Annotated in this window: 17 protein-coding genes and 2 rRNA genes; 16 read left to right on the forward strand and 3 right to left on the reverse strand. The window is 69.6% G+C overall.

Annotation, left to right across the window (positions count from 1 at the left end):
- The first annotated feature begins 94 nt into the window (after window positions 1-94).
- The 4 genes from pheS to F7P10_RS40345 all read left to right on the forward strand — a co-directional run bounded on the left by pheS (window position 95) and on the right by F7P10_RS40345 (window position 6,452).
- Window positions 95-1,204, forward strand: a complete 1,110-nt coding sequence (pheS, locus tag F7P10_RS40330; protein WP_151017240.1) for a phenylalanine--tRNA ligase subunit alpha — start codon at window positions 95-97, stop codon at window positions 1,202-1,204.
- Window positions 1,204-3,693 carry a phenylalanine--tRNA ligase subunit beta gene (gene pheT, locus F7P10_RS40335; RefSeq protein WP_151017241.1) on the forward strand — a complete coding sequence of 830 codons (2,490 nt, stop codon included), beginning with the start codon at window positions 1,204-1,206 and terminating at the stop codon, window positions 3,691-3,693. The genes pheS and pheT overlap by 1 nt, the downstream gene beginning before the upstream one ends.
- Window positions 3,694-4,022: 329 nt before the next feature.
- Complete coding sequence (locus F7P10_RS40340; protein ID WP_151017242.1) at window positions 4,023-5,645, forward strand: ABC-F family ATP-binding cassette domain-containing protein; 1,623 nt, start codon at window positions 4,023-4,025, stop codon at window positions 5,643-5,645.
- Between the two features lie 72 nt (window positions 5,646-5,717).
- Complete coding sequence (locus F7P10_RS40345) at window positions 5,718-6,452, forward strand: hypothetical protein (RefSeq protein ID WP_151017244.1); 735 nt, start codon at window positions 5,718-5,720, stop codon at window positions 6,450-6,452.
- A gap of 468 nt (window positions 6,453-6,920) precedes the next feature.
- Here the strand turns inward: F7P10_RS40345 and F7P10_RS40350 are convergent, their stop codons facing one another.
- From F7P10_RS40350 to F7P10_RS40360, 3 genes are read right to left on the reverse strand one after another with little or no spacing between them, the layout of a single operon-like run.
- Window positions 6,921-7,757: an ABC transporter permease gene (locus F7P10_RS40350; protein WP_254716269.1), complete on the reverse strand. Its 837-nt coding sequence runs from the start codon at window positions 7,755-7,757 to the stop codon at window positions 6,921-6,923.
- Window positions 7,754-8,767, reverse strand: a complete 1,014-nt coding sequence (locus F7P10_RS40355) for an ATP-binding cassette domain-containing protein (protein WP_254716270.1) — start codon at window positions 8,765-8,767, stop codon at window positions 7,754-7,756. The genes F7P10_RS40350 and F7P10_RS40355 overlap by 4 nt, the downstream gene beginning before the upstream one ends.
- Window positions 8,764-9,252, reverse strand: coding sequence for a MarR family winged helix-turn-helix transcriptional regulator (locus tag F7P10_RS40360; RefSeq protein WP_151017246.1), 489 nt, complete (start codon window positions 9,250-9,252; stop codon window positions 8,764-8,766). The genes F7P10_RS40355 and F7P10_RS40360 overlap by 4 nt, the downstream gene beginning before the upstream one ends.
- A gap of 166 nt (window positions 9,253-9,418) precedes the next feature.
- Between F7P10_RS40360 and argC the strand changes: the two genes are divergently transcribed.
- From argC to F7P10_RS40420, 12 genes are all read left to right on the forward strand, one after another.
- A complete protein-coding gene (gene argC / locus F7P10_RS40365; protein ID WP_151017248.1) occupies window positions 9,419-10,447 on the forward strand; it encodes an N-acetyl-gamma-glutamyl-phosphate reductase in 1,029 nt (342 codons plus the stop codon).
- Window positions 10,444-11,601, forward strand: coding sequence for a bifunctional glutamate N-acetyltransferase/amino-acid acetyltransferase ArgJ (argJ, locus tag F7P10_RS40370; RefSeq protein WP_151017250.1), 1,158 nt, complete (start codon window positions 10,444-10,446; stop codon window positions 11,599-11,601). Before argC ends, argJ begins: the two co-directional genes overlap by 4 nt.
- 23 nt (window positions 11,602-11,624) lie before the next feature.
- Window positions 11,625-12,542 (forward strand): acetylglutamate kinase, encoded by a 918-nt coding sequence (gene argB, locus F7P10_RS40375; RefSeq protein ID WP_151018626.1) that lies wholly within the window; start codon window positions 11,625-11,627, stop codon window positions 12,540-12,542.
- Window positions 12,539-13,777, forward strand: coding sequence for an acetylornithine transaminase (locus tag F7P10_RS40380; protein ID WP_151017253.1), 1,239 nt, complete (start codon window positions 12,539-12,541; stop codon window positions 13,775-13,777). Before argB ends, F7P10_RS40380 begins: the two co-directional genes overlap by 4 nt.
- A gap of 3 nt (window positions 13,778-13,780) precedes the next feature.
- Entirely contained in the window at window positions 13,781-14,698 is a 918-nt protein-coding gene (argF, locus tag F7P10_RS40385; RefSeq protein ID WP_151017255.1) for an ornithine carbamoyltransferase, read from the forward strand.
- Window positions 14,699-14,706: 8 nt separating this feature from the next.
- Window positions 14,707-15,210: an arginine repressor gene (locus F7P10_RS40390; RefSeq protein ID WP_151018627.1), complete on the forward strand. Its 504-nt coding sequence runs from the start codon at window positions 14,707-14,709 to the stop codon at window positions 15,208-15,210.
- A gap of 202 nt (window positions 15,211-15,412) precedes the next feature.
- The gene (argH, locus tag F7P10_RS40395) at window positions 15,413-16,831 is read left to right on the forward strand and encodes an argininosuccinate lyase (RefSeq protein WP_151017257.1); all 1,419 of its coding nucleotides are present in this window, start codon (window positions 15,413-15,415) and stop codon (window positions 16,829-16,831) included.
- A 99-nt stretch (window positions 16,832-16,930) separates the two neighbouring features.
- Window positions 16,931-17,563 carry a DNA-3-methyladenine glycosylase gene (locus tag F7P10_RS40400; RefSeq protein ID WP_151017259.1) on the forward strand — a complete coding sequence of 211 codons (633 nt, stop codon included), beginning with the start codon at window positions 16,931-16,933 and terminating at the stop codon, window positions 17,561-17,563.
- Window positions 17,560-17,967, forward strand: coding sequence for a hypothetical protein (locus F7P10_RS40405; RefSeq protein ID WP_151017261.1), 408 nt, complete (start codon window positions 17,560-17,562; stop codon window positions 17,965-17,967). The genes F7P10_RS40400 and F7P10_RS40405 overlap by 4 nt, the downstream gene beginning before the upstream one ends.
- Window positions 17,968-18,035: 68 nt before the next feature.
- The gene (tyrS, locus tag F7P10_RS40410) at window positions 18,036-19,313 is read left to right on the forward strand and encodes a tyrosine--tRNA ligase (RefSeq protein ID WP_151017263.1); all 1,278 of its coding nucleotides are present in this window, start codon (window positions 18,036-18,038) and stop codon (window positions 19,311-19,313) included.
- Between the two features lie 613 nt (window positions 19,314-19,926).
- Window positions 19,927-21,445 (forward strand): 16S ribosomal RNA (locus F7P10_RS40415).
- A gap of 423 nt (window positions 21,446-21,868) precedes the next feature.
- A 23S ribosomal RNA gene (locus F7P10_RS40420) occupies window positions 21,869-24,979 on the forward strand.
- Together the 16S and 23S rRNA genes form the textbook arrangement of a ribosomal RNA operon.
- Window positions 24,980-25,013 lie beyond the last annotated feature (34 nt).

The raw sequence follows: 25,013 nt of genomic DNA on the forward strand, positions 1-25,013 counted from the left end.
ACGGGCCGCGCGGCACGCGCACGCTTTCCAGGTCTTCCCCGCCCGCGCACTAGACTGCGGGCGTCCCACGCCGACCGGAGTCGATCACACAGCCATGTCTGCACCCAACAAGTCCTATGACCCCGTCGAGGTGTCCGCGCTCCAGCCGCAGGAGGTGGAGCGGGCCCGCGACGAGGCCCTCGCCGCCGTCGCCGCGGCCGCCGACCTCGACGCCCTCAAGCAGGTCCGCCTGGCGCACGCCGGCGACCGCTCCCCCCTGGCCCTGGCCAACCGGGAGATCGGCGCGCTGCCGCCCGCGGCCCGCGCCGACGCCGGCAAGCGCATCGGTGCCGCCCGCGGAGCCGTCGGCCAGGCGATCAAGAAGCGCCAGGCCGAGCTCGAGGACGAACGCGACCAGCGCGTCCTGGTCGAGGAGACCGTCGACGTCACCCTGCCCTGGAACCGCGCCCCGCGCGGCGCCCGGCACCCGCTGACCACGATGCAGGAGCGGATGGCGGACGTCTTCGTCTCCATGGGCTTCGAAGTCGCCGAGGGGCCCGAGGTCGAGGCGGAGTGGTTCAACTTCGACGCCCTCAACTTCAAGCCCGACCACCCGGCCCGCACGATGCAGGACACCTTCTTCGTCGAGTCGGAGGAGACCGGGCTGGTGCTGCGCACGCACACCTCCCCGGTGCAGATCCGGTCGCTGCTGTCGCGCGAGCTGCCGGTCTACGTGGTGGCGCCGGGCCGCACGTTCCGCACCGACGAGCTGGACGCCACGCACAGCCCCGTCTTCCACCAGCTGGAGGGACTCGCCGTCGACGAGGGGCTGACGATGGCCGACCTGCGCGGCGGCATCGAGGCGTTCGTCGCCGGGATGTTCGGCGCGGGCCTGTCCACCCGGTTCCGGCCGTCGTACTTCCCGTTCACCGAGCCGTCCGCCGAGGTGGACATGCAGTGCTTCGTGTGCCGGGGGGCGTCCGCCGAACCCGGCGGCGACCCGTGCCGCACCTGCGGTTCCGAGGGCTGGATCGAGCTGGGCGGCTGCGGCATGGTCAACCCGCGGGTGCTGACCGCCTGCGGCGTCGACCCGGACCGCTACAGCGGCTGGGCGTTCGGGCTCGGCGTCGAGCGGACGCTGATGTTCCGGCACGGCGTGGAAGACATGTACGACATGGTGGAGGGCGACGTCCGGTTCACCCTCCCGTTCGGGACGGAGATCTGATGCGGGCCCCGCTTTCCTGGGTGCGCGAGCATGCCGCGCTGCCGGCCGGCGTCACCGGCCGCGACCTGGCCGAGAAGCTGATCGCGGCGGGCCTGGAGGTCGAGACGGTCGAGCGCGCCGGCGCCGACCTCACCGGCCCGCTGGTCGTCGGCGAGGTCCTGGCGATCGAAGAACTCACCGGGTTCAAGAAGCCGATCAGGTACTGCCAGGTGAACGTCGGCGACGCCAACGGCACCGGCGAGCCGCAGAACATCGTGTGCGGCGCGACGAACTTCGCCGTCGGCGACCGCATCGTGGCGATCCTGCCCGGCGGCGTCCTGCCGGGCGGCTTCCAGATCGGCGCGCGCAAGACCTACGGCAAGATGTCCGAGGGCATGATCTGCTCGGTCAGCGAGCTCGGCATCGGCGACGACCACGGCGGCATCCTCGTGCTGCCGCCGGACGCGCCGGTCGGCGCGGACGCCGTCGAGCTGCTCGGCCTCCGCGACGACGTCCTGGACATCGCCGTCACGCCCGACCGCGGCTACGCCCTGTCGATCCGCGGCATCGCCCGCGAGGCCGCGACCGCCTACGACGTCCCGTTCACCGACCCCGCCGCGGTCGAGCTCCCCGCCGCGGGCGGCGAGTCGTACCCCGCGAGTATCGCCGACCCGTCCGCCTGCGACCGGTTCGTACTTCGGGAGGTCCGGGGCTTCGACCCCGACGCGCGGACGCCGATGTGGATGCGGGTCCGGCTGCACCGCGCCGGGATGCGTCCGGTGTCGCTCGCCGTGGACGTCACCAACTACGTGATGCTCGAGCTCGGGCAGCCGCTGCACGCCTTCGACCGCGGCAAGCTCACCGGCCCGATCGTCGTGCGGCGCGCCGCGTCCGGCGAGGTGCTGGAGACGCTCGACCACGTCAAGCGGACGCTCGACCCCGAGGACATCCTCATCACCGACGAGTCCGGGCCGATCTCGATGGCGGGCACGATGGGCGGTCTCGCCACCGAGATCGACGACCGCTCGTCGGACATGGTGATCGAGGCCGCGCACTTCGACGCGATCGGCACCGCGAAGATGAGCCGCCGCCACCGGCTGCACAGCGAGGCGTCGCACCGCTTCGAGCGCGGCGTCGACCGCGAGCTGCCGCTGTACGCGTCCCATCGGGCGGCGCGGATGCTCGCCGAGCTGGGCGGCGCCGAGATCGTCCCCGGGGTGACCCACGCCGAGGCGCCCGCCGGGCGGACGACGATCACCATGCCGGCGTCGCACCCCGGGCGGGTCGCGGGCGTCCCGTACGGGCGCGACGCGGTCGTCCGGCGGCTGGAGCAGGTCGGCTGCACGGTCGAGGGCGGTGCCGACGGGACGGACGAGCTGACGGTCGTGCCGCCGTCGTGGCGGCCCGACCTCGTCGACCCGAGCGACCTCGCGGAAGAGGTCATCCGGCTGGAGGGGTACGAGAACATCCCGGTCCGGGCGCCGCGTCCGGCGGCCGGGCAGGGCCTGACCGCCGGGCAGCGGCTGCGCCGCCGCGTCGGCCGGGCGCTCGCCGGCGCCGGCTACGCGGAGGTGCTGTCCTTCCCGTTCGTCGCCGCCAAGGACTGGGACGACCTGCAGCTCCCGGCCGACGACGCCCGGCGGCGAGCGCTGCGGCTCGCCAACCCGATGTCGGAGCAGGAGCCGCTGCTGCGCACCACGCTGCTGCCGGGGCTCCTGCGCACCCTGGCCAAGAACGCCGGCCGCGGCTTCGGCGACGTCGCCCTGTACGAGATGGGCGTGGTGTTCCGGCCCGACCCGGACGCGCCGAAGGCCGCGCCGCGCCTGGCCGTGGACCGGGGCCCGACGGCCGCGGAGATCGCGTCCGTGGAGGCGGCGCTGCCCGACCAGCCGCACCGGGTCGCGGTCGTCCTGTCCGGGGAGCGCGAGGCGTCCGGCTGGTGGGGCGAGGGCCGTCCGGCGCTGTGGGCGGACGCGATCGAGGCGGCCCGCACGGTCGCCCGCGAGGTCGGCGTCGAGCTGACGGTCCGGGCCGACCGGCACGCCCCGTGGCACCCGGGCCGCTGCGCGGCCCTGTACCACGGCGACACCCTCGTCGGCCACGCCGGCGAGCTGCACCCGCGCGTCACGAACGCCTACGGGCTGCCGCCGCGCACCTGCGCGATGGAGTTGGAGCCGCGCCTCCTCGGCGAGCCGGTCCAGGTCCGTGCGCCGCACGTGTCGACCTACCCGGTGGCCGTGCAGGACGTCGCGCTGGTCGTGGACGACGCCGTCCCCGCTGCCGACGTGGAGTCGGCGCTGCGCGCCGGCGCCGGCGACCTGCTGGAGGCCATCCGGCTGTTCGACGTCTACGCCGGCGAGCAGGTGGGGGAGGGCCGCAAGTCGCTGGCCTACTCGCTGCGGTTCCGCGCCCCGGACCGGACGCTCACTGCGGAGGAGGCGTCGGCGGCGCGGGACGCGGCGGTCACCGCGGCCGCCGAGCGTACCGGCGCGGCCCTGCGCGGCGCCTGAGAGACGGCCACGGCGCGCCCCGAAGCCGGCGACGGCTCCGGGGCGCGCCCGCGTCTTCCAGAAAGAACCCCTAATGCTACTTGTGTTGCGATAAGGGGATCGGGTAGCCTGGTCGCGTCACATCGCCGCCCGGTTGGGGAGTCCATTGAGGAACTGAGGTCGCAGGCACCGCGCGATCCGCCGCGCCCGTTTCCGGGCTCCCGGCACGCGCATGCGATCTCAGCGGACCCTCGTCCCGGGCGTTTCCCAAGCCCGCAGGCGCGATGCGCGTTCTCTGCGGTGTCTCCACGTGTCAAGCACACCGAACGACACCACCGGAGGAGCGCCTCTTGTCTCACGCCATCGTCTGCACCGACCTGTCTTTCGCCTGGCCCGACGGGACGACCGTCCTGGACGGTCTCGACGCCGCCTTCGGCACCGGCCGGACCGGGCTGATCGGCGTCAACGGGGCCGGGAAGTCGACGTTGCTGAAGCTGGTCGCGGGGGAGCTGCGGCCCGGTTCCGGCTCCGTCACCGTCGAGGGCGAGATCGGCTACCTGCCGCAGACCCTCGTCCTCGGCGGCGCCGCCACGGTCGCCGACCTGCTCGGCATCGCCGGGACGCGCGCCGCGCTGCACGCCATCGAACGCGGCGAGGCCACCGAGGAGAACTTCGCGGCCGTCGGCGACGACGGCTGGGACGTCGAGGAGCGGGCCCGCGCCGAACTGGACCGGCTCGGCCTCGAGCACCTCGGTCTCGACCGGCCCGTCCCGACCCTCTCCGGCGGCGAGACCATGATGGTCGGCCTCGCCGCACTGCTCATCGCCCGTCCCGACGTCCTGCTCCTGGACGAGCCCACCAACAACCTCGACCTGGACGCGCGGCGGCGTCTCCATGACGCGGTCGCCGCCTGGAAGGGCGTCCTGGTCGTCGTCAGCCACGACCGGGAGCTGCTGGAGCTGGTCGACGAGATCGCCGACCTGCGCGACGGCGGCGTCCGCTCGTTCGGCGGCAACCTGTCCGCCTACGAGGAACTGCTCGCCGTCGAGAAGGACGCCGCCGAGCGCGCCGTCCGCGCCGCCGAGACCGACCTGCGCCGCCAGAAGCGCGAGCTGGAGGAGGCGCACGTCAAGCTCGCGCGCCGCAAGAGGTACGGCGACAAGATGCAGGAGAACAAGCGCGAACCGAAGATCGTGATGGGTGAGCGCAAACGGCAGGCGCAGGTGTCGGCCGGCAAGCACCGCATCATGCACGAGGAGCGGCTCGCCGGTGCCCGGAGCAGACTGGACGAGGCGGAGAACGCCGTCCGCGAGGACGACGAGATCCGCGTCGAGCTGCCCGCCACGCGCGTCCCGGCGGGACGGACGGTCGTGACCGTCACCGGGCTGACGGCGCCCGAACCGGAGCCCGCCACGATCACCGAGCTGATCGTCCGGGGCCCGGAGCGGATCGGGCTCGTCGGCCCGAACGGGTCGGGCAAGACGACCCTGCTGCGCGCGCTGGTCGGCGAGTCCGCGCCCGACGGGACGAGCATCAGGGTCGGCGTGGACGGCGTCCGGTACCTGCCGCAGCGTCTGGACGTCCTGGACGACGCCCTCAGCGTCGTCGAGAACGTCCGCGCGCAAGCGCCGTCGGCATCGGTCACCGAGATCCGCTCGGGTCTGGCGCGCTTCCTGTTCCGGGGCGCGCGGGCCGAGCGTCCCGCGGGGACCCTGTCGGGCGGGGAGCGCTTCCGCGCGGTGCTGGCGTCGCTGCTGCTCGCCGACCCCGCCCCGCGGCTCCTGCTGCTGGACGAGCCGACGAACAACCTCGACATGGCCAGCGCCCGCCAGCTCGCCCAGGCGCTCGCCGCCTACCGGGGCGCGCTGATCGTGGTGAGCCACGACCTGCCGTTCCTGCGGACGCTCGAGCTCACCCGCTGGCTGCGCATGGATCGCACGACCGGACTCGCCGAGGTGGAACCGATGGAGTGATCGAAAAATACGCTGATAGCGCGATAGGTCCGCTGCTACGGTCCTTCTGGTCATTCGAGGGGAGCGAGCGAGATGCCGACGAAGCTGAACCAGATCATCGCGGTCGAGAAGGGCGTGAAGAGCAAGTCCGTCCAGGACCTCGCGGCCGCGCAGCAGGCGGTCCAGAAGGCTCCGCTGCTGTCCGGCATCTCGCGGACCTACCAGCCCAGGGACGAGGAGGGCGAGACGTTCCCCGCGGAGTCCACCCGGGTGCAGGTCAAGGTCGACGACGTCCTGCGCGACGTGACGGGTTCGCTGACGCGCCTGTTCGACGTCACCGCCACCAAGGACTGGGCGAACTGCGACGCCCGCGCCGACGTGACCGTGGACGGCACCGCGATCCTGCGGGACGTGCCGGTCTCCTACCTGCTCTTCCTGGAGAAGCAGCTGAAGGAACTGCACGGGTTCGTCCGGCGGCTGCCGGTGCTGGACGCGGCCGAGACCTGGGTGTTCGACCCGTCCACCGACGTGTGGCGGACCGAGCCGGTCCGCACCGTGAAGACCAAGAAGGTTCCGCGCAACCATGTCAAGGCGGAGGCCACCGAGAAGCACCCCGCCCAGGTCGAGGTGTACTACGAGGACGTCTCGATCGGCCACTGGACGACGCTGAAGTTCTCCGGCGCGCTCCCTGCCCGCCGGGTCAACGAGCTGCTCGGACGGATCGAGCGGCTGCAGGACGCCGTCAAGTTCGCGCGCGAGGAGGCCAACGGCACCGACGTGACCGACCGGCGCGTCGGCGAGGCCGTTTTCGGCTACCTGTTCGGCTGACGCGCCCGCGCCGGGAACCCTCGGACCACGAGACCGACCGACAACTGAACAGGATCCTCCCGCCGACGCGCGGGAGGTGCGCGAGGAGCGCAAGCTGAAGCTGAAGCCGAAGCTGATCAGGCGTGCGTCACATGCGGGTTCGAGTCCCGCCCCCGGCATTCGCGCCGGGGTGGCCCAACCGGTAGAGGCGGCCGCCGCTCAACCTCAGATTCTCGCTCCAGACTCAGCATTCACCGCCGATCGCCGGGCCGCCCGGACGTGGACGGGTCCCTTGAGATGCCGGTTCGATTCCGGCTCGCTCCGCTCGTGGGGCGATGGCGTAAAGGTAACGCGCAAGGGCCGATCAGACTGATCCGCGTCCTTCCATGATCCGGCGTGCGAATTGGGCGGTAACCACAGGGGCCCGGGGGATGGCAAATTCCCCCGGGCCCCGCCTATGTCGGCCGAGGCCGTCAGGTCAGGACGCGCTCAGGTGAGGACGCGCTTGGTGAACGTGCGGGTCGCGGCCCACGTCAAGACGACCGTCCCGCCGACGATCGCCAGCAGGAACGCCCACGTCGGCATGTGCGGGACGTCGGGCGTCAGGGCGCTGCGCAGGCCCTCGCTGACGTAGACGAGCGGGTTGGCCAGGCTGAGGTACTGCAGCCACGGGATGCTCTCCAGCGCCGCCCACGGGTAGTAGACGCAGCCGAGCATGGTCATCGGCAGCAGGATCAGCGTGAACATCATCTGGACCTTCTGCGGGTTCATGAGCGTGCCGAGCAGCAGGCCGCCCGAGGCGGCCAGCAGGGACCCGGCGACCAGGACCAGCACCAGGACGGGCCAGTTGTCCACGTTCACCTGCGGGGCCTGGCCGTCGGCGTGGATGAACAGCACCGCCGGGAACACCAGCAGCCCGCCGATCAGACCCTGCAGCGCCGCCGCGAGGATCTTCTGGACCGCCAGCATCGGGATGGTGACCGGCGCCAGCGCCCGGTCGGTGATCGACTTCTGCCAGTTCAGCTCCATCATCAGCGGAAAGGTCACCGCCATCATGGCCTGCATGATGATCGACGAGCCGACCAGGCCCGGCACCAGGATGGTGGAGAACGTGGCCCCGCCCGCGCCGGCCATCGCGCCGCCGCCCAGCTTGGGCAGGACGTAGGCGAACACGAAGACGAACATGACCGGCTGCATCAGCACCCGGATGAACGTCGACAGCAGGTTCTTGCGCATCACCCGCGCCTCGCGCGCCATCATCGCGGCGAAGGTGCGCGGGACCGTGGCCCGCGCCGGGGGCGGTGGTGTCAGCACCGGTGCGTTCACTCGCGGTAGTCCCTTCCGGTCAGGGTGAGGAAGACGGTTTCCAGGCTGGGGCGCAGCTGGCTGGCGTCGGTGACGCCGACACCGGACCGCGCGCCGATCGCGACGAGCTCGCCGAGCACCCCGTCGGGGTCGGCGGCGAACACGCGGACCTGCCCGTCGTTGACCTCGACCCTGCTGATCCCCGCCCGGTCGCCCAGCGCCTTGATGTCGCCGGGCGCGGCGGCGTCGTAGGAGACGGTGATGACGGTGTCGGCGCCCGCGCCCGCCTTCAGCTCGTCGACCGTGCCGCTCGCGAGGACCTTGCCGTGGTCCACGACCGCGACCCGGTCGCAGAGCGCCTCGGCCTCCTCCATGTAGTGGGTGGTGAGGACGATCGTCTGACCGCCCTCCTGCAGGCCGCGCAGCACGTCCCACAGGTTGGTGCGGGTCTGCGGGTCGAGCCCGGCGGTCGGCTCGTCCAGGAACAGCACCTCGGGCCCGTGCATCAGCGCGCGGCAGATCATCACGCGCTTGGCCTGCCCGCCCGACATCTCGAACGGGTTGCCCTTGCGGTGCTCGGCGAGCCCGAACAGCTCGATCAGCTCGTCGGCGCGGCGGCGGGCGTCCCGGGCGCTCAGCCCGAAGAACCGGCCGCGGAACTCCAGGTTCTCCGCGGCGGTCAGGTCGCTGTCGAGCGTGTTGTTCTGCGACACCACGCCGATGCGCCGCTTGATCTCGACGGCGTCCCGCACGACGTCCAGCCCGCACACCGACGCGGTGCCGCCGGTCGGGACGACGAGCGTGGTGAGCATGCCGATGGTCGTGGACTTGCCGGCGCCGTTCGGGCCGAGCAGGCCGAAGAACTCCCCGCGCGGGACGTCCAGGTCGATGCCCCGGACGGCGGGCACCTCGGGCCGCGGGCCGGAGGCCGGGTAGGTCTTCTGCAGATCGACGGCGCGGACGGCGTCGCCGCGGGCCACGTTGCCCGGGCTGCCGTCGGGCTGCCGTTCGCTGCCGGTGGGCGCGGTCAACAGCGGCCTCCTTCGGAGAGATCGGTGAAGCGGTCGAGCAGGGTGAGCAGGTACCGGCGCACGGCGGGTTCGTCGGCTTCGGCGGGGACGTCGTAGATCGCCCACAGGTCGTCGGCCAGGGCGCTGCCGGTCTCGGCGACCAGCGCTCGTCCGGCCTCGGTGATGTGCAGCCGGACGGCGCGGCGGTCGCGTTCGTCCGGGCGGCGCTCCAGCAGCCCGTTGCGCTGCAGTGTGTCGGCGACCGACGTCACGGTGGCGGCCGACTGCATGAGCCGCTTGGCGACCTCGCCGGGGCGCCGGCCGTCCTCGAGCACCAGGATCCGCAGCAGGAAGAACCCGGCGGGGCTGACCCCGTGCTTCTCGACGAGCCGCCACATCACCGGCCCGGCCTGCCGGGCCGCGGCGGCGAACAGCCGGCCGACCGGCCACTCCTCGGTGGCGCCGAGCTCGGACAGGTCGCCGAACCCGAGCTTCTCGGTGTCCATGGCGCTCGATTGTGAGGTATCTGAAATTAAGATGTCAAATCATTAGTGATCTAACTACTTCCTGTGGTGTGGGTCTCATCGGCGCGCCGGGCGGGCGATCGATTTTGAATATTCATCCATTGCCATGCATACTCTTGCTGGTCGCTTCCGAAGGGCAGAGTGGAACATGGGAATCCGGACGGCGGTCGCCGGCGCCAGCGGTTACGCTGGCGGCGAGCTGCTGCGCATCCTCGACGGACACGCCGAATTCGAGATCGGCGCGCTGACGGCGGGCTCCAACGCGGGCACCGAACTGGGCGCGCACCAGCCCCACCTGCGATCACTGGCCGGGCGCGTCCTGGCCGACACCACGCCCGACGTCCTCGCCGGGCACGACGTCGTCTTCCTCGCACTGCCCCACGGGCAGTCCGCCGAGCTCGCCGAACGTCTCGGCGACGACGTCCTCGTCGTCGACTGCGGCGCCGACTTCCGCCTCACCGACCCGGTCGCCTGGGAGAAGTTCTACGGGACGCCGCACTCCGGCACCTGGCCCTACGGGCTGCCTGAACTCCCCGGCGCGCGCGACGCGCTGCGGACCACCCGCCGCGTCGCCGTCCCCGGCTGCTACCCGACGGCCGTCACCCTCGCGCTGCTCCCGGCGTTCACCGCCGGGCACGCCGAACCGGACGTCGTCGTCGTCGCCGCGTCCGGCACCTCCGGCGCCGGCCGGTCCCTCAAGCCGCACCTGCTGGGCAGCGAGGTCATGGGCTCGATGAGCCCCTACGGAGTCGGCGGCACCCACCGGCACACCCCCGAGATCGTGCAGAACCTCAGCCTCGCCGCCGGGGAGCGCGTCACCGTGTCGTTCACCCCGACCCTCGCGCCGATGAGCCGCGGCATCCTCGCCACCTGCACCGCCAAAGCCCGTCCCGGCCTCACCGCCGAGACGCTGCGCGAAGCCTACGCGGCCGCCTACGCGGGGGAGCCGTTCGCCGCCCTGCTCCCGGAGGGGCGGTGGCCCGCAACCTCCATGACCCTCGGCGCGAACAGCGCGCTCGTCCAGGTCGCCCTCGACGAGGACGCGGGCCGCATCGTCGCCGTCGCCGCCATCGACAACCTCACCAAGGGCACCGCGGGAGGCGCCGTGCAGAGCGCCAACCTCGCCCTCGGCCTCCCGGAAGAACTCGGGCTGACCACGATCGGAGTGTCCCCGTGAGCGTCACCGCACCCCAGGGTTTCCGCGCCGCCGGCGTCGTCGCCGGACTCAAGGCGAGCGGCACCCGCGACCTGGCCCTCGTCGTCAACGACGGCCCGTCCCGCGCCGCGGCCGGCGTCTTCACCCGCAACCGCGTGAAGGCCGCGCCGGTGCTGTGGTCGGAGCAGGTCCTCAAGGGCGGCCGCGTCCACGCGGTCGTGCTGAACTCCGGCGGCGCCAACGCCTGCACCGGCCCCGCCGGATTCCAGGACACCCACGCCACCGCGGAGAAGGTCGCCGCGGCGCTCGGCGACTCCGCGGGCGAGGTCGCGGTCTGCTCCACCGGCCTCATCGGCGAGCGGCTCCCCATGGACGCGCTGCTGCCCGGCGTGGACGCCGCCGCGGCCGAACTGTCGCGGGGCGACGGCGGGCTCGCCGCCGCCGACGCGATCCGCACCACCGACACCGTCGCCAAGATCTCCTTCCGGCAGGGCGCCGGCGGCTACATGATCGGCGCGATGGCCAAGGGCGCGGGCATGCTCGCCCCGTCCCTCGCCACCATGCTGTGCGTGATCACCACCGACGCCGACCTGCCCGCCGAGACCCTCGACCGGGCGCTGCGCGCCGCCACCGGCGCCACCCTCGACCGGCTCGACGCCGACGGCTGCATGTCCACCAACGACACCGTCCTGCTGCTGGCGTCCGGCGCCGCCGGTGCCGTCCCCGCCGAGGACGAGTTCACCGCGCTGCTCACCGAAGTCTGCGCCGACCTCACCCGGCAGCTCCTGGTGGACGCCGAGGGCGCCGCCAAGGCCATCGCGATCGAGGTCGTCGGCGCCGCGAGCGAGGACGACGCCGTCGTCGTCGGGCGCTCCATCGCCCGCAACAACCTGCTCAAGTGCGCCATCCACGGCGAGGACCCCAACTGGGGGCGGGTCCTGTCGGCCGCCGGCACCACCGACGCCGTCTTCGAACCCGACGAACTCAACGTCGCGATCAACGGCGTGTGGGTGTGCCGCGGCGGATCCGTCGGCGACGACCGCGACAAGGTCGACCTGCGCCCCCGTGACGTGACGATCACCGTCGACCTCGCCGCGGGACCGCACAGCGCCACCGTCTGGACGACCGACCTCACGGCCGACTACGTCCACGAGAACTCGGCGTACTCCACATGAGCGCGATCACCTCGGGCGCGGAGATGCGCAAGAACCGCGCGGGCGTCATGTCGAAGGCCGAGACCCTCATCAAGGCGCTGCCGTGGCTCGAGCGGTTCCACGGACGCACCGTCGTGATCAAGTACGGCGGGCACGCCATGACGGACGAGGCGCTGCGGCACTCCTTCGCCGAGGACGTCGTCTTCCTGCGGTACGCCGGCCTCAGGCCGGTCGTCGTGCACGGCGGCGGCCCGCAGATCAACGCGGCCCTCGACCGCAACGGCATCGAGTCGTCCTTCACCGCGGGCCTGCGCGTCACGACACCGGAGGCCATGGAGGTCGTCCGGATGGTCCTGACGGGCCAGGTGCAGCGCGACGTCGTCGGGCTGATCAACCGGCACGGGCCGTTCGCGCTCGGCATGTCGGGGGAGGACGCGAACCTGCTCACCGCCGAGCGCAAGCACGCCGTCGTCGACGGCGCACCGGTCGACATCGGCCAGGTCGGCGAGATCGTCGAGGTGCAGCCGGGAGCCGTGCGGGCGATGCTCGACGACGGCCGGATCCCCGTCATCTCCAGCATCGCGCGCGGCGACGACGGCGAGGTCTACAACGTCAACGCCGACACCGCCGCCGCCGCGATCGCCGTCGCGCTCGACGCCGCCAAGCTCGTCGTCCTCACCGACGTCGAGGGCCTCTACGCGGACTGGCCCGACAGCGACGACGTCATCGACCGCCTGACCACCGACGAGCTCGCCGAACTGCTGCCCGGCCTGTCCGCGGGCATGGTGCCGAAGATGGAGGCCTGCCTCACCGCCGTCCGCGGCGGCGTCCCGCAGGCCCACGTACTGGACGGGCGGGTGCTGCACTCGCTCCTGCTGGAGATCTTCACCGACGAAGGGATCGGGACGATGGTGCTGCCCAGCTCCGCGGGCGAGGCACGGACCGAGAAGGAGGACGCGTGAGCGGCGACGGGCTCAGGAAGCGGTTCGAGGCCGCGTTCATGCCGAACTACGGCGTCCCGCCGGTCGCGCTCGCGCGGGGCGAGGGCTGCACGGTCTGGGACACCGACGGCCGCGCGTACCTCGACCTCATCGCCGGTATCGCCGTCAGCTCCCTCGGCCACGCGCACCCCGCGCTCGTCGAGGCCGTCACCGCGCAGGCCGGGACGATCGCGCACACGTCCAACCTGTTCCTGCACGAGCCCGAGGTGCTGCTCGCCGAGCGGCTCCGCGGGCTGCTCGGCGGCGACGGCGCCCCGGCCGGCCGGGTCTTCCTCGCCAACAGCGGCACCGAGGCCAACGAGTGCGCCCTCAAGCTCGCGATCAAGTACGGGAAGGTCAACGGCCGGTCCTACTTCGTCGCGACCGAGAACGGCTTCCACGGCCGGACCCTCGGTGCGCTGTCCCTCACCGGCAAGGCCGCCATCCGCGAGCCGTTCGGCCCGTTCGCCATCGACGTCCGCTTCGTCCCCTACGGCGACGCCGACGCGCTCAAGGCCGCCGTCGACGGCGACTGCGCCGCCGTGTTCCTGGAGCCCACGCAGGGCGAGGCCGGGGTCGTCCCCCCGCCGGACGGCTACTTCGCCGCCGCCCGCGAGATCTGCGACGCGACGGGCGCGCTGTTCGTCGCCGACGAGATCCAGTCCGCGATCGGCCGTACCGGCACCTGGTTCGCGTTCCAGCACGAGAACGCCCGGCCGGACGTGATCACCCTCGCCAAGGGCCTCGGCGGCGGCCTCCCGGTCGGCGCCTGCATCGCCTTCGGCCCGCACGGCGACATCCTCGCCAAGGGCGACCACGGCAGCACCTTCGGCGGCAACCCCGTGGGCGCGGCCGCCGCCCTCGCCGTCCTCGACACCATCGACCGCGACGGGCTGCTCGGGAACGCCACCGCCGTCGGCGACGAACTCGCCACCGGGATCGCCGCGGTCGACCACCCGCTGCTCGCCGGCGTCCGGGGGCGCGGCCTGTGGCGCGCGATCGTCCTCACCGGCCCGCACGCCCCGGCCGTCGAGGCCGCCGCCCGCGACGCCGGCTTCCTGATCAACGCGCTGCAGCCGGACGCGCTGCGGCTCGCCCCGCCGCTGATCCTCACCACCGCGCAGGCCCGGACGTTCACCGCCGCCCTGCCCGCGATCCTCGACGCGGCCCGATCGGCCGCCGAGGCCGCGGGCGAATCCGCCGTGAAGGAGAATTGAGCCATGACCAGGCACTTCCTGCGCGACGACGACCTCACCCCGGCCGAGCAGGCCGACGTCCTCGACCTGGCCACGCGGGTCAAGGCCGACCGGTTCGGGTTCCGGCCCCTCGACGGCCCGCGGTCCGTCGCGGTGCTGTTCGACAAGGCGTCCACCCGCACCCGGCTCTCGTTCACCGCCGGCATCGCCGAACTCGGCGGCAACCCGCTCGTCATGGACGCCGGCACCAGCCAGCTCGGCCGCGGCGAGACCATCGCCGACACCGCCCGCGTCCTCGAACGGCAGGTCGCCGCCATCGTGTGGCGCACCGCCGGGCAGGGACGCATCGAGGAGATGGCGGCCGGCACGACCGTCCCGGTCGTCAACGCCCTCACCGACGAGTTCCACCCCTGCCAGATCCTCGCCGACCTGCAGACCGTCCGCGAGCACCACGGCGACCTCGCCGGCCGGACCCTCGCCTACTTCGGCGACGGCGCCAACAACATGGCCCACTCCTACCTCCTCGGCTGCGCCACCGCCGGGATGCACGTCCGCGTCGGGGCGCCCGCCTCCCAGCCGCCCGACCCCGCCGTCGTCAAGCGCGCGACCGAGATCGCCGCCGACACCGGCGGATCCGTCACCGTCACCGACGACCCCGCCGCGGCCGCCGACGGCGCCGACGTCCTCGCCACCGACACGTGGGTCTCCATGGGCCAGGACGGCAAGGACACCGCGCTCTACGAGCCGTACGCCCTCACCGAGGACCTCCTCGCCCGCGCCGCCGGCGACGCGATCGTCCTGCACTGCCTGCCCGCCTACCGCGGCCGGGAGATCGCCGCGTCCGTCCTCGACGGCCCGCGCAGCCGCGTCTGGGACGAGGCCGAGAATCGCCTGCACGCCCAGAAGGCCCTGCTCGTCTGGCTGCTGGAGCGATCCGGGTGAACACCCCGATGACCAAGGCCGCCAGGCACGCCCGGGTGATCGAGCTGCTCACCCGCCACCCCGTCCACTCCCAGGGCGAGCTCGCAAGGCTCCTCGGCGACGAGGGCGTCGAGGTCACGCAGGCCACCCTCTCCCGCGACCTCGTCGAGATCGGCGCGGTCCGGCTGCGCGGCGACGACGGCAGCCTCATCTACGCCGTCCCCGGCGAGGGCGGCCAGCGGATCCCGCGCGCCCGCACCGGCACCGCCGAGACCTTCACCGGACGGCTCACCCGGCTCGCCGCCGAACTGCTGGTGTCCGCCGAGGCGTCCGCCAACCTCGTCATCGTGCGGACCCCGCCCGGCGCCGCCCAGTACCTCGCCTCGGCCATCGACCACGCGGAATGGCCCACGATCCTCGGCACCGTCGCGGGCGACGACTCCATCCTCGTCATCGCCCGCGACCCGACGGGCGGCGACGACGTCGCCCAGTCGCTCCTCAGGCTGACCGAAGGCCGGGAACGACGAAGCTAGGGGCCCACCGGCCCCGGACGACACCGACCCCGCCCCCGCCCCGCGCGCCCGAACCCGGCACCCGCAGCCCGTACGCTGTGGGGACGCCCTCCGCGGCGCCGCACCGGCATGCTCGGCGCACGCCTGCAGGCGCGGAGCGGGACGGCGAACGAACGAATCGACATGTGAACGAACCGACACGGTGGGAAGTAGAGGAAATTCCGTGACCAAGGCACCGACGCGGCTGTGGGGCGGCCGGTTCGAGGGCGGCCCGTCGGACGCGCTCGCCCGGCTCTCGGTGAGCGTCCAGTTCGACTGGCGGCTCGCCCCCTACGACCTCATGGGCTCGCGCGCACACGCCCGCGTCCTCAACCGGGCGGGACTGCTCACCGACGACGAGCTCGAGCGCATGATCGGTGCCCTGGACGACCTCGAGGAGGCGTGCCGCACCGGCGAGTTCCGGCCCGCCGTCGCCGACGAGGACGTCCACACCGCCCTCGAACGCGGCCTGCTGGAACGCCTCGGCGCCCTCGGCGGCAAGCTCCGCGCCGGCCGCAGCCGCAACGACCAGGTCGCCACCGACCTGCGGCTCTACCTGCGCGACCACGCCCGCCAGATCGTCTCCCGCCTGGTGGAGCTGGAGACCGCGCTGATCGCCCAGGCCGAGCACAACCTCGGCGTCGCCGCGCCCGGCATGACGCACCTGCAGCACGCCCAGCCCGTCCTGTTCTCGCACCAGCTCCTCGCGCACGTCCAGCCGCTCACCCGCGACATCGACCGGCTCCGCGACTGGGACCGCCGCACCGCGGTGTCCCCGCTCGGCTCCGGCGCCCTCGCCGGGTCCTCCCTCCCGCTCGACCCGCAGGCCACCGCCGCCGAACTCGGCTTCGACGCCGCCGCGCCCAACTCCATGGACGCCGTCGCCGACCGCGACTTCGTCGCCGAGTTCCTCTTCGCCGCCGCCCTCGCCGGCGTGCACCTCTCCCGCCTCGGCGAGGAGATCTGCCTGTGGGCGTCGCAGGAGTTCCGCTGGATCGAGATGGACGACACCTACGCCACCGGGTCGTCGATCATGCCGCAGAAGAAGAACCCCGACGTCGCCGAGCTCGCGCGAGGCAAGGCCGGCCGCCTCATCGGGCACCTCGTCGGCCTGCTCACCACCCTCAAGGGACTCCCGCTCACCTACAACCGCGACCTCCAGGAGGACAAGGAGGGCGCCTTCGACGCCGTCGAGACCCTCCTGCTCGTCCTGCCCGCCATGTCCGGCCTCGTCGCCACCATGCGCGTCAACACCGAGCGGCTCGAGGCCACCGCCGCCGACGGCTTCGCCCTCGCCACCGACCTCGCCGAACTGCTCGTCCGGCGCGGCGTCGCGTTCCGCGACGCCCACGAGGTCGTCGGCCACCTCGTCGTCTGGTGCCAGGTCAACGACAAGGACTTCGACGACCTCACCGACGACGAACTGCTCAAGGTGTCGCCGCACCTGACGCCGGACGTCCGCGAGGTCCTGAACGTCCCCGGCGCCCTCGCCTCCCGCAAGGCGCACGGCGGCACCGCACCCGACCGCGTCCGCGAGCAGATCACCGCGCTCCGCGCCCAGGCCAACGAGCACGCCGCCTGGGCGTCCGGCGGCGACGCCTGACCGGCCGCCGTCCGGGCCGCCCGCCGCGGGCGGCCCGGACGGTCCCCGCGGCGCCCTAGGCTGGCGAACCGTCGGATCCCCAACGAGCACGGTGAGGCGATGGACGCGGCGCTCCTGCCACGCGAGTTCTTCGAAGGCCCGGTCGACGAGATCGCGCCCGCACTCCTCGGGCACGTCCTGCGGCACCGCACACCCGACGGCGACGTCGCGGTGCGGCTCACCGAGGTCGAGGCGTACGCGGGCCCCCTCGACCCCGCCTCGCACGCCTACCGCGGACGGACGCCCCGCAACGAGGTGATGTTCGGCCCGCCCGGCCACGCCTACGTCTACTTCACCTACGGCATGCACTTCTGCGTGAACCTCGTGTGCGGGCTCGCCGGGACGTCCTCCGCCGTCCTGGTCCGCGCGGGCGAGATCATCGCGGGGGAGGAGACGGCCCGCGCGCGCCGGCCGCGTTCGACCGTCCGGGACCTCGCCCGCGGCCCCGCCCGCCTCTGCGAGGCGCTCGGCATCGCCCGCGGGCAGAACGGCCTGGACGTCTGCGCACCCGGTGGCGAGCTGACCGTCCGCGCGGGGGAGCCCGCCGACGCCGCCCGCATCCGGCAGGGGCCGCGCACCGGCGTGAACGCCGCCAAGGACGTCCCGTGGCGCTTCTGGATCGACGGAGACCCCAGCGTCTCCCCGTACCGCGCGCACGCACCCCGGAACCGCAAGGCCCCGGCGTCCCGATGATCGCCCCGCCCCCGCAGCCCCGCCCCCGCCGCAGAGCCGCCGTCGCCGGGTGGCTCGCGTTCGCCGTCCTCCTCGCCGGCGTGGTCGTCGACGGCCTGACCCACCGCACGGGCGTGATCGTCGAGGCCGAAGGGCACCCGCCGTCCGTCCGGTACGAGGACGGATCCGCGCACTACGTCGGCGTGATCGAGAAGAGCAGCCTGCTGCTCGGCCGCCACCGGGCGTACGAGCTCTACGCCGGCAGGGATTCCGGACTGGCGTACGGCCACTACGTACGCCTGGACCTCAACGGCGAACCGCCCGAGATCGAGTCCACCCAATGGGATGAAACGGGCGTTCAGGTGATCTTCGCCTCGGGACACCGCGTGTTCGTCCCCGCCCGCTACTACCTGGGCGGACGTTGAATATCGTTGGCGTGGCAAGTGCCCACTGGGGCAGCCTGGTAGGCAACAGACAGGAGACGAGGGAGAACGTGACCGACATCCTGGACGACCTCGCGTGGCGCGATCTGATCGCGCAGTCCACCGATCAGGACGATCTGCGGGCGCTGCTCGCCGCGGGGCCGGTCACGCTCTATTGCGGGTTCGACCCGACCGCGCCGTCCCTGCACCTGGGCAACCTGATCCAGATCCTCACGCTCCGCCGTTTCCAGAAGGCGGGGCACCGGCCCATCGGCCTCGTCGGTGGCGCCACCGGCCTGATCGGCGACCCCAGTGGCAAAAGCGCCGAGCGCGTCCTCAACTCGCAGGACACCGTCGCCGGCTGGGTCGAGCGCATCCGGGGCCAGGTATCGAGGTTCCTCGACTTCGATGAGGGCCCGAACGGCGCCATGATGGTCAGCAACCTCGACTGGACCGGTCCCATGTCGGCCATCGAGTTCCTGCGCGACGTCGGCAAGCACTTCCCGGTGAACCGGATGCTGGCCCGCGAGACGGTCAAGTCCCGCCTCGACACCACTGGGATGAGCTACACCGAGTTCAGCTACGTCCTGCTCCAGTCGATGGACTACCTGGAGCTGTACCGGCGCTACGGCTGCCGGCTGCAGACGGGCGGCAGCGACCAGTGGGGCAACCTCACCGCCGGGGTCGACCTGATCCGCCGGGTCGAGGGCGGCTCCGCGCACGCCCTCACCACACCGCTCCTCACGAAGGCCGACGGCTCCAAGTTCGGCAAGACCGCAGGCGGTGAGACCTACTGGCTCGACCCGGATCTGACCTCGCCGTACGCGTTCTACCAGTTCTGGTTCAACGCGGACGACCGTGACGTGGAGAAGTTCCTCAAGGTCTTCAGCTTCCGGTCCCGCGAGGAAATCGAGGATCTCCTGAAGCAGGGCGCCGAACGCCCGTCCGCCCGCGCGGTGCAGCGCGCGCTGGCCGAGGAGATGACCACGCTCGTCCACGGCGCGGACGAGACCGCCCGCGTCGTCGCGGCGTCCCGTGCGCTGTTCGGGCAGGGGTCTCTCGACGAACTGGACGAACGCACCCTCGGCGCGGCACTCGCCGAAGTCCCGTCCGCGAACGTCGGCCGGGGAGAACTTCCCACGATCGTGGACCTCCTGGTCGCGTCCGGCCTGTGCAAGAGCAAGTCCGAGGCACGCCGTGCGATCGGCCAGGGCGGCGCGTACCTCAATAACGCCAAGGTCGAGTCGGAGGACGCGGTTCCCGAGTCCGCCGACCTCCTGCACGGCCGCTACCTCGTCCTGCGCCGGGGTAAGCGCAACGTCGGCGGTGTGGAGGTCACCGGCCTCTGAAGGCCCAGGTGAGCGCCCGCCCGGAGAGGACTTCGGGCGGGCGTTCGTCATGCTTGCCCAAAAACTGCGGAAACACACGTCACAGTGCGGTCACGACAGCAGCTCCGAGACGCCGGAAACCCCGTTTGACCAGGGCTTTCGCATGATCGAGGGTCGATTTGACGGTGCTCGCAAGGCGTCCTAGTGTTCTACACGCCCCAAGGGGGAGCGGGACGCCGGAGACGGCGGCCGACCCCAGGGGAAACCTCCAGAGACCAGAGCGGGTCGGCTTCGTCGCGCCCGAACCGGACATGGAGGTTCGAATCGCCCAGGACTTGACAAGTCGGGCGGATCGGATACACTAGAAGGGTTGCCCCGGAGCGAGGCTCGCGAGAGCGGGTCAAGCGCGGTGGGTGTCCGTTTCTTGAGAACTCAACAGCGTGTTAAAAGCCAGTGCCTTTATCGATCTGGCCGGTAGGCCGGATCGCCCCGTGGCTTTCTGGTGCCTTCCTTTGGGGAGGTGCGAGGGGCTGGGGATTTCTTTGAGGCAAGCATCCGTATGGATGCATTGCTGGGATTGTTTCCAAGGTTTGGCTCGTCTCGGGTTCGCCCCCGGGGTGGGTCGTGATGGACCTTAATGGAGAGTTTGATCCTGGCTCAGGACGAACGCTGGCGGCGTGCTTAACACATGCAAGTCGAGCGGAAAGGCCCCTTCGGGGGTACTCGAGCGGCGAACGGGTGAGTAACACGTGAGCAACCTGCCCCTGACTCTGGGATAAGCCCGGGAAACCAGGTCTAATACCGGATGCGACCATCCTGCTCCTGCAGCGGTGGTGGAAAGATTTATCGGTCAGGGATGGGCTCGCGGCCTATCAGCTTGTTGGTGGGGTAACGGCCTACCAAGGCGACGACGGGTAACCGGCCTGAGAGGGCGACCGGTCACACTGGGACTGAGACACGGCCCAGACTCCTACGGGAGGCAGCAGTGGGGAATATTGCGCAATGGGCGGAAGCCTGACGCAGCGACGCCGCGTGAGGGATGACGGCCTTCGGGTTGTAAACCTCTTTCAGCAGGGACGAAGCTAACGTGACGGTACCTGCAGAAGAAGCGCCGGCTAACTACGTGCCAGCAGCCGCGGTAATACGTAGGGCGCAAGCGTTGTCCGGAATTATTGGGCGTAAAGAGCTCGTAGGCGGTTTGTCGCGTCTGTCGTGAAAGCCCACGGCTTAACCGTGGGTCTGCGGTGGATACGGGCAAACTAGAGGCAGGTAGGGGAGAATGGAATTCCCGGTGTAGCGGTGAAATGCGCAGATATCGGGAGGAACACCGGTGGCGAAGGCGGTTCTCTGGGCCTGTACTGACGCTGAGGAGCGAAAGCGTGGGGAGCGAACAGGATTAGATACCCTGGTAGTCCACGCCGTAAACGTTGGGCGCTAGGTGTGGGGTTCTTCCACGGATTCCGCGCCGTAGCTAACGCATTAAGCGCCCCGCCTGGGGAGTACGGCCGCAAGGCTAAAACTCAAAGGAATTGACGGGGGCCCGCACAAGCGGCGGAGCATGTTGCTTAATTCGACGCAACGCGAAGAACCTTACCAAGGCTTGACATCGCCGGAAATCCATCAGAGATGGTGGGTCCTTTTTGGGCCGGTGACAGGTGGTGCATGGCTGTCGTCAGCTCGTGTCGTGAGATGTTGGGTTAAGTCCCGCAACGAGCGCAACCCTCGTTCCATGTTGCCAGCACGTTATGGTGGGGACTCATGGGAGACCGCCGGGGTCAACTCGGAGGAAGGTGGGGATGACGTCAAGTCATCATGCCCCTTATGTCTTGGGCTGCAAACATGCTACAATGGCCGGTACAGAGGGCTGCGATACCGTGAGGTGGAGCGAATCCCTTAAAGCCGGTCTCAGTTCGGATCGAAGTCTGCAACTCGACTTCGTGAAGTCGGAGTCGCTAGTAATCGCAGATCAGCAACGCTGCGGTGAATACGTTCCCGGGCCTTGTACACACCGCCCGTCACGTCACGAAAGTCGGCAACACCCGAAGCCCGTGGCCCAACCTTTTTGGGGGGAGCGGTCGAAGGTGGGGCCGGCGATTGGGACGAAGTCGTAACAAGGTAGCCGTACCGGAAGGTGCGGCTGGATCACCTCCTTTCTAAGGAGCAAACAACTGGCTCGGATCGACCCCTGCTTGCGGGGGTGTTCGGGTCGGTGGCCATCGTCGGCGGCGAGTGTTCGCCGGGTGGCTGCTCATAGATGTGGAGCACTGGTTATTCATCAGGTCGTGTGTGCGGCTCGGTCAGTACCGCCCTTCGGGGAGTGGGAACGACGAGCTCGGGTGCGCGGGCTGGTGGACACGCTGTTGGGTCCTGAGGGAACGGGCGCGAGCCTGGGCACCTCTGGATTGCGGGACCAGGTCCCGCCGCCTCCTTTGACCGGAGCGGCGGCCTGGTGGGCCCGGTTGTTTTTTGAGAACTGCACAGTGGACGCGAGCATCTCTGGTAGACGACGATGCGTGAGGGACTTCGGTTTCTTGGGTGTTGTTGTTTATCTGCGATTTGTTTTGATCGTTTTGTGTGTTCAAGTTTTTAAGGGCATACGGTGGATGCCTTGGCATCAGGAGCCGATGAAGGACGTGGGAGCCTGCGATATGCCTCGGGGAGTCGGCAACCAGACTTTGATCCGGGGATTTCCGAATGGGGAAACCTGGCACCCGTCATGGGGTGTCGCCGCCGTCTGAATGTATAGGGCGGCTGGTGGGAACGCGGGGAAGTGAAACATCTCAGTACCCGCAGGAAGAGAAAACAATAGTGATTCCGTGAGTAGTGGTGAGCGAAAGCGGATCAGCCTAAACCGTGCGCGTGTGATACTTGGTAGGGGTTGCGTGTGCGGGGTTGTGGGACCATCCTGCTGGATCTACCAGTCCGGCGAGAAGTTACAAACTGCTCGGGTAGTCGAATGGCATGGGAAGGCCGACCGTAGACGGTGAGAGTCCGGTAGACGAAACTTGAGTGGCTTCTGGGTGTGTTCCCGAGTAGCACGGGGCCCGTGAAATCCTGTGTGAATCTGCCACGACCACGTGGTAAGGCTGAATACTTCCTGGTGACCGATAGCGGACCAGTACCGTGAGGGAAAGGTGAAAAGTGCCCCGGTGAGGGGTCGTGAAATAGTACCTGAAACCGTGTGCCTACAAGCCGTCAGAGCCTCTTCATGAGCCTTGTGTTTGTGTGGGTGATGGCGTGCCTTTTGAAGAATGAGCCTGCGAGTTATGGTGTGTGGCGAGGTTAACCGGTGGCGGGTAGCCGTAGCGAAAGCGAGTCTGAATAGGGCGTTTGAGTCGCATGCTGTAGACCCGAAGCGGGGTGATCTAGCCATGGGCAGGGTGAAGCGCCGGTAAGACGGTGTGGAGGCCCGAACCCACCAGGGTTGAAAACCTGGGGGATGACCTGTGGTTAGGGGTGAAAGGCCAATCAAACTCCGTGATAGCTGGTTCTCCCCGAAATGCATTTAGGTGCAGCGTCGCGTGTTTCTTGCCGGAGGTAGAGCTACTGGATGGCTGATGGGCCCTACAAGGTTACTGACGTCAGCCAAACTCCGAATGCCGGTAAGTGAGAGCGTGGCAGTGAGACTGCGGGGGATAAGCTTCGTAGTCGAGAGGGAAACAGCCCAGATCATCGGCTAAGGCCCCTAAGCGTGTGCTAAGTGGTAAAGGATGTGGAGTTGCCGTGACAACCAGGAGGTTGGCTTAGAAGCAGCCATCCTTGAAAGAGTGCGTAATAGCTCACTGGTCAAGTGATTCCGCGCCGACAATGTAGCGGGGCTCAAGCACACCGCCGAAGCCGTGGCACTCGAGATGATGTCTCGGGTGGGTAGGGGAGCGTCCTGCAGCCGGTGAAGCCGCCGAGTGATCGAGTGGTGGAGGCTGTGGGAGTGAGAATGCAGGCATGAGTAGCGAATCACGCGTGAGAAACGTGTGCGCCGGATGACCAAGGGTTCCTGGGGCAGGCTAATCCGCCCAGGGTAAGTCGGGACCTAAGGCGAGGCCGACAGGCGTAGTCGATGGACAACGGGTTGATATTCCCGTACCCGCTGGTATGCGCCAACGCTGAATCCTCTGATGCTAACCATCCGAACCATCTTGTCGGGCCTTCGGGCCTGCTGGGTGGGGAGCGTGGGACCCGAGGGGGTAGTAGGTGAGTGATGGGGTGACGCAGGAGGGTAGCTCAGCCCAGGCGATGGTTGTCCTGGGGTAAGCATGTAGCCCGCGCCATAGGCAAATCCGTGGCGCATTGAGGGTGAGATGTGATGCCGAGCCGTTTTAGGTGAAGTGAGTGATCCCATGCTGCCGAGAAAAGCCTCTAGCGAGTGTATCGGCGGCCCGTACCCTAAACCGACTCAGGTGGTCAGGTAGAGAATACCAAGGCGATCGGGTGAACTGTGGTTAAGGAACTCGGCAAATTGCCCCCGTAACTTTGGGAGAAGGGGGGCCATGCCTGGTGATCATCCTTGCGGTGGGAGCTGGGTGTGGTCGCAGAGGCCAGGGGGAAGCGACTGTTTACTAAAAACACAGGTCCGTGCGAAGTCGTAAGACGCGGTATACGGACTGACGCCTGCCCGGTGCCGGAACGTTAAGAGGACCGGTTAGATCCCTTTGGGGGTCGAAGCTGAGAATCTAAGCGCCGGTAAACGGCGGTGGTAACTATAACCATCCTAAGGTAGCGAAATTCCTTGTCGGGTAAGTTCCGACCTGCACGAATGGCGTAACGACTTCCCCGCTGTCTCAACCACAGGCCCGGCGAAATTGCAGTACGAGTAAAGATGCTCGTTTCGCGCAGCAGGACGGAAAGACCCCGGGACCTTCACTATAGCTTGGCATTGGCGCTTGGAGCGTCTTGTGTAGGATAGGTGGGAGACTGTGAAGCTCGGACGCCAGTTCGGGTGGAGTCGTTGGTGAAATACCACTCTGGTCGTTTTGAGCGTCTAACCCGCACCCGTGGATCCGGGTGGGGGACAGTGCCTGGTGGGTAGTTTAACTGGGGCGGTTGCCTCCTAAAGTGTAACGGAGGCGCCCAAAGGTTCCCTCAGCCTGGTTGGCAATCAGGTGGCGAGTGCAAGGGCACAAGGGAGCTTGACTGTGAGACGGACGTGTCGAGCAGGTGCGAAAGCAGGGCCTAGTGATCCGGCACCTACGTGTGGAAGTGGTGTCGCTCAACGGCTAAAAGGTACCCCGGGGATAACAGGCTGATCTTCCCCAAGAGTCCATATCGACGGGATGGTTTGGCACCTCGATGTCGGCTCGTCGCATCCTGGGGCTGGAGTAGGTCCCAAGGGTTGGGCTGTTCGCCCATTAAAGCGGCACGCGAGCTGGGTTTAGAACGTCGCGAGACAGTTCGGTCCCTATCCGCTGCGCGCGTAGGAGAATTGTGAGGGTCTGTCCCTAGTACGAGAGGACCGGGACGGACGGACCTCTGGTGTGCCAGTTGTCCTGCCAGGGGCATGGCTGGTTGGCTACGTTCGGTTGGGATAACCGCTGAAAGCATCTAAGCGGGAAGCCTTCCTCGAGATGAGTTCTCCCTTCCACCTTCGGGTGGGGTAAGGCCCCGAGAGACGATCGGGTTGATAGGCCGGGGATGGAAGCGCGGTAACGTGTGGAGTCGACCGGTACTAATAGGCCGAGTGGCTTGAACACACTGAACGTTCAAAGCATCTCGCTGTGTGTTTGT

The organism is Actinomadura sp. WMMB 499 (assembly GCF_008824145.1).
GTDB lineage: Bacteria > Actinomycetota > Actinomycetes > Streptosporangiales > Streptosporangiaceae > Spirillospora.

Excerpts from the sequence above, each read along its gene's own strand:
- argF (WP_151017255.1), top strand. The coding sequence starts at position 13,781 with ATGACCAGGCACTTCCTGCGCGACGACGACCTCACCCCGGCCGAGCAG.
- F7P10_RS40405 (WP_151017261.1), top strand. The coding sequence starts at position 17,560 with ATGATCGCCCCGCCCCCGCAGCCCCGCCCCCGCCGCAGAGCCGCCGTC.
- argB (WP_151018626.1), top strand. The coding sequence starts at position 11,625 with ATGCGCAAGAACCGCGCGGGCGTCATGTCGAAGGCCGAGACCCTCATC.
- F7P10_RS40345 (WP_151017244.1), top strand. The coding sequence starts at position 5,718 with ATGCCGACGAAGCTGAACCAGATCATCGCGGTCGAGAAGGGCGTGAAG.
- F7P10_RS40400 (WP_151017259.1), top strand. The coding sequence starts at position 16,931 with ATGGACGCGGCGCTCCTGCCACGCGAGTTCTTCGAAGGCCCGGTCGAC.
- F7P10_RS40390 (WP_151018627.1), top strand. The coding sequence starts at position 14,707 with ATGACCAAGGCCGCCAGGCACGCCCGGGTGATCGAGCTGCTCACCCGC.
- F7P10_RS40360 (WP_151017246.1), bottom strand. The coding sequence starts at position 9,252 with ATGGACACCGAGAAGCTCGGGTTCGGCGACCTGTCCGAGCTCGGCGCC.
- pheT (WP_151017241.1), top strand. The coding sequence starts at position 1,204 with ATGCGGGCCCCGCTTTCCTGGGTGCGCGAGCATGCCGCGCTGCCGGCC.
- argC (WP_151017248.1), top strand. The coding sequence starts at position 9,419 with ATGGGAATCCGGACGGCGGTCGCCGGCGCCAGCGGTTACGCTGGCGGC.
- pheS (WP_151017240.1), top strand. The coding sequence starts at position 95 with ATGTCTGCACCCAACAAGTCCTATGACCCCGTCGAGGTGTCCGCGCTC.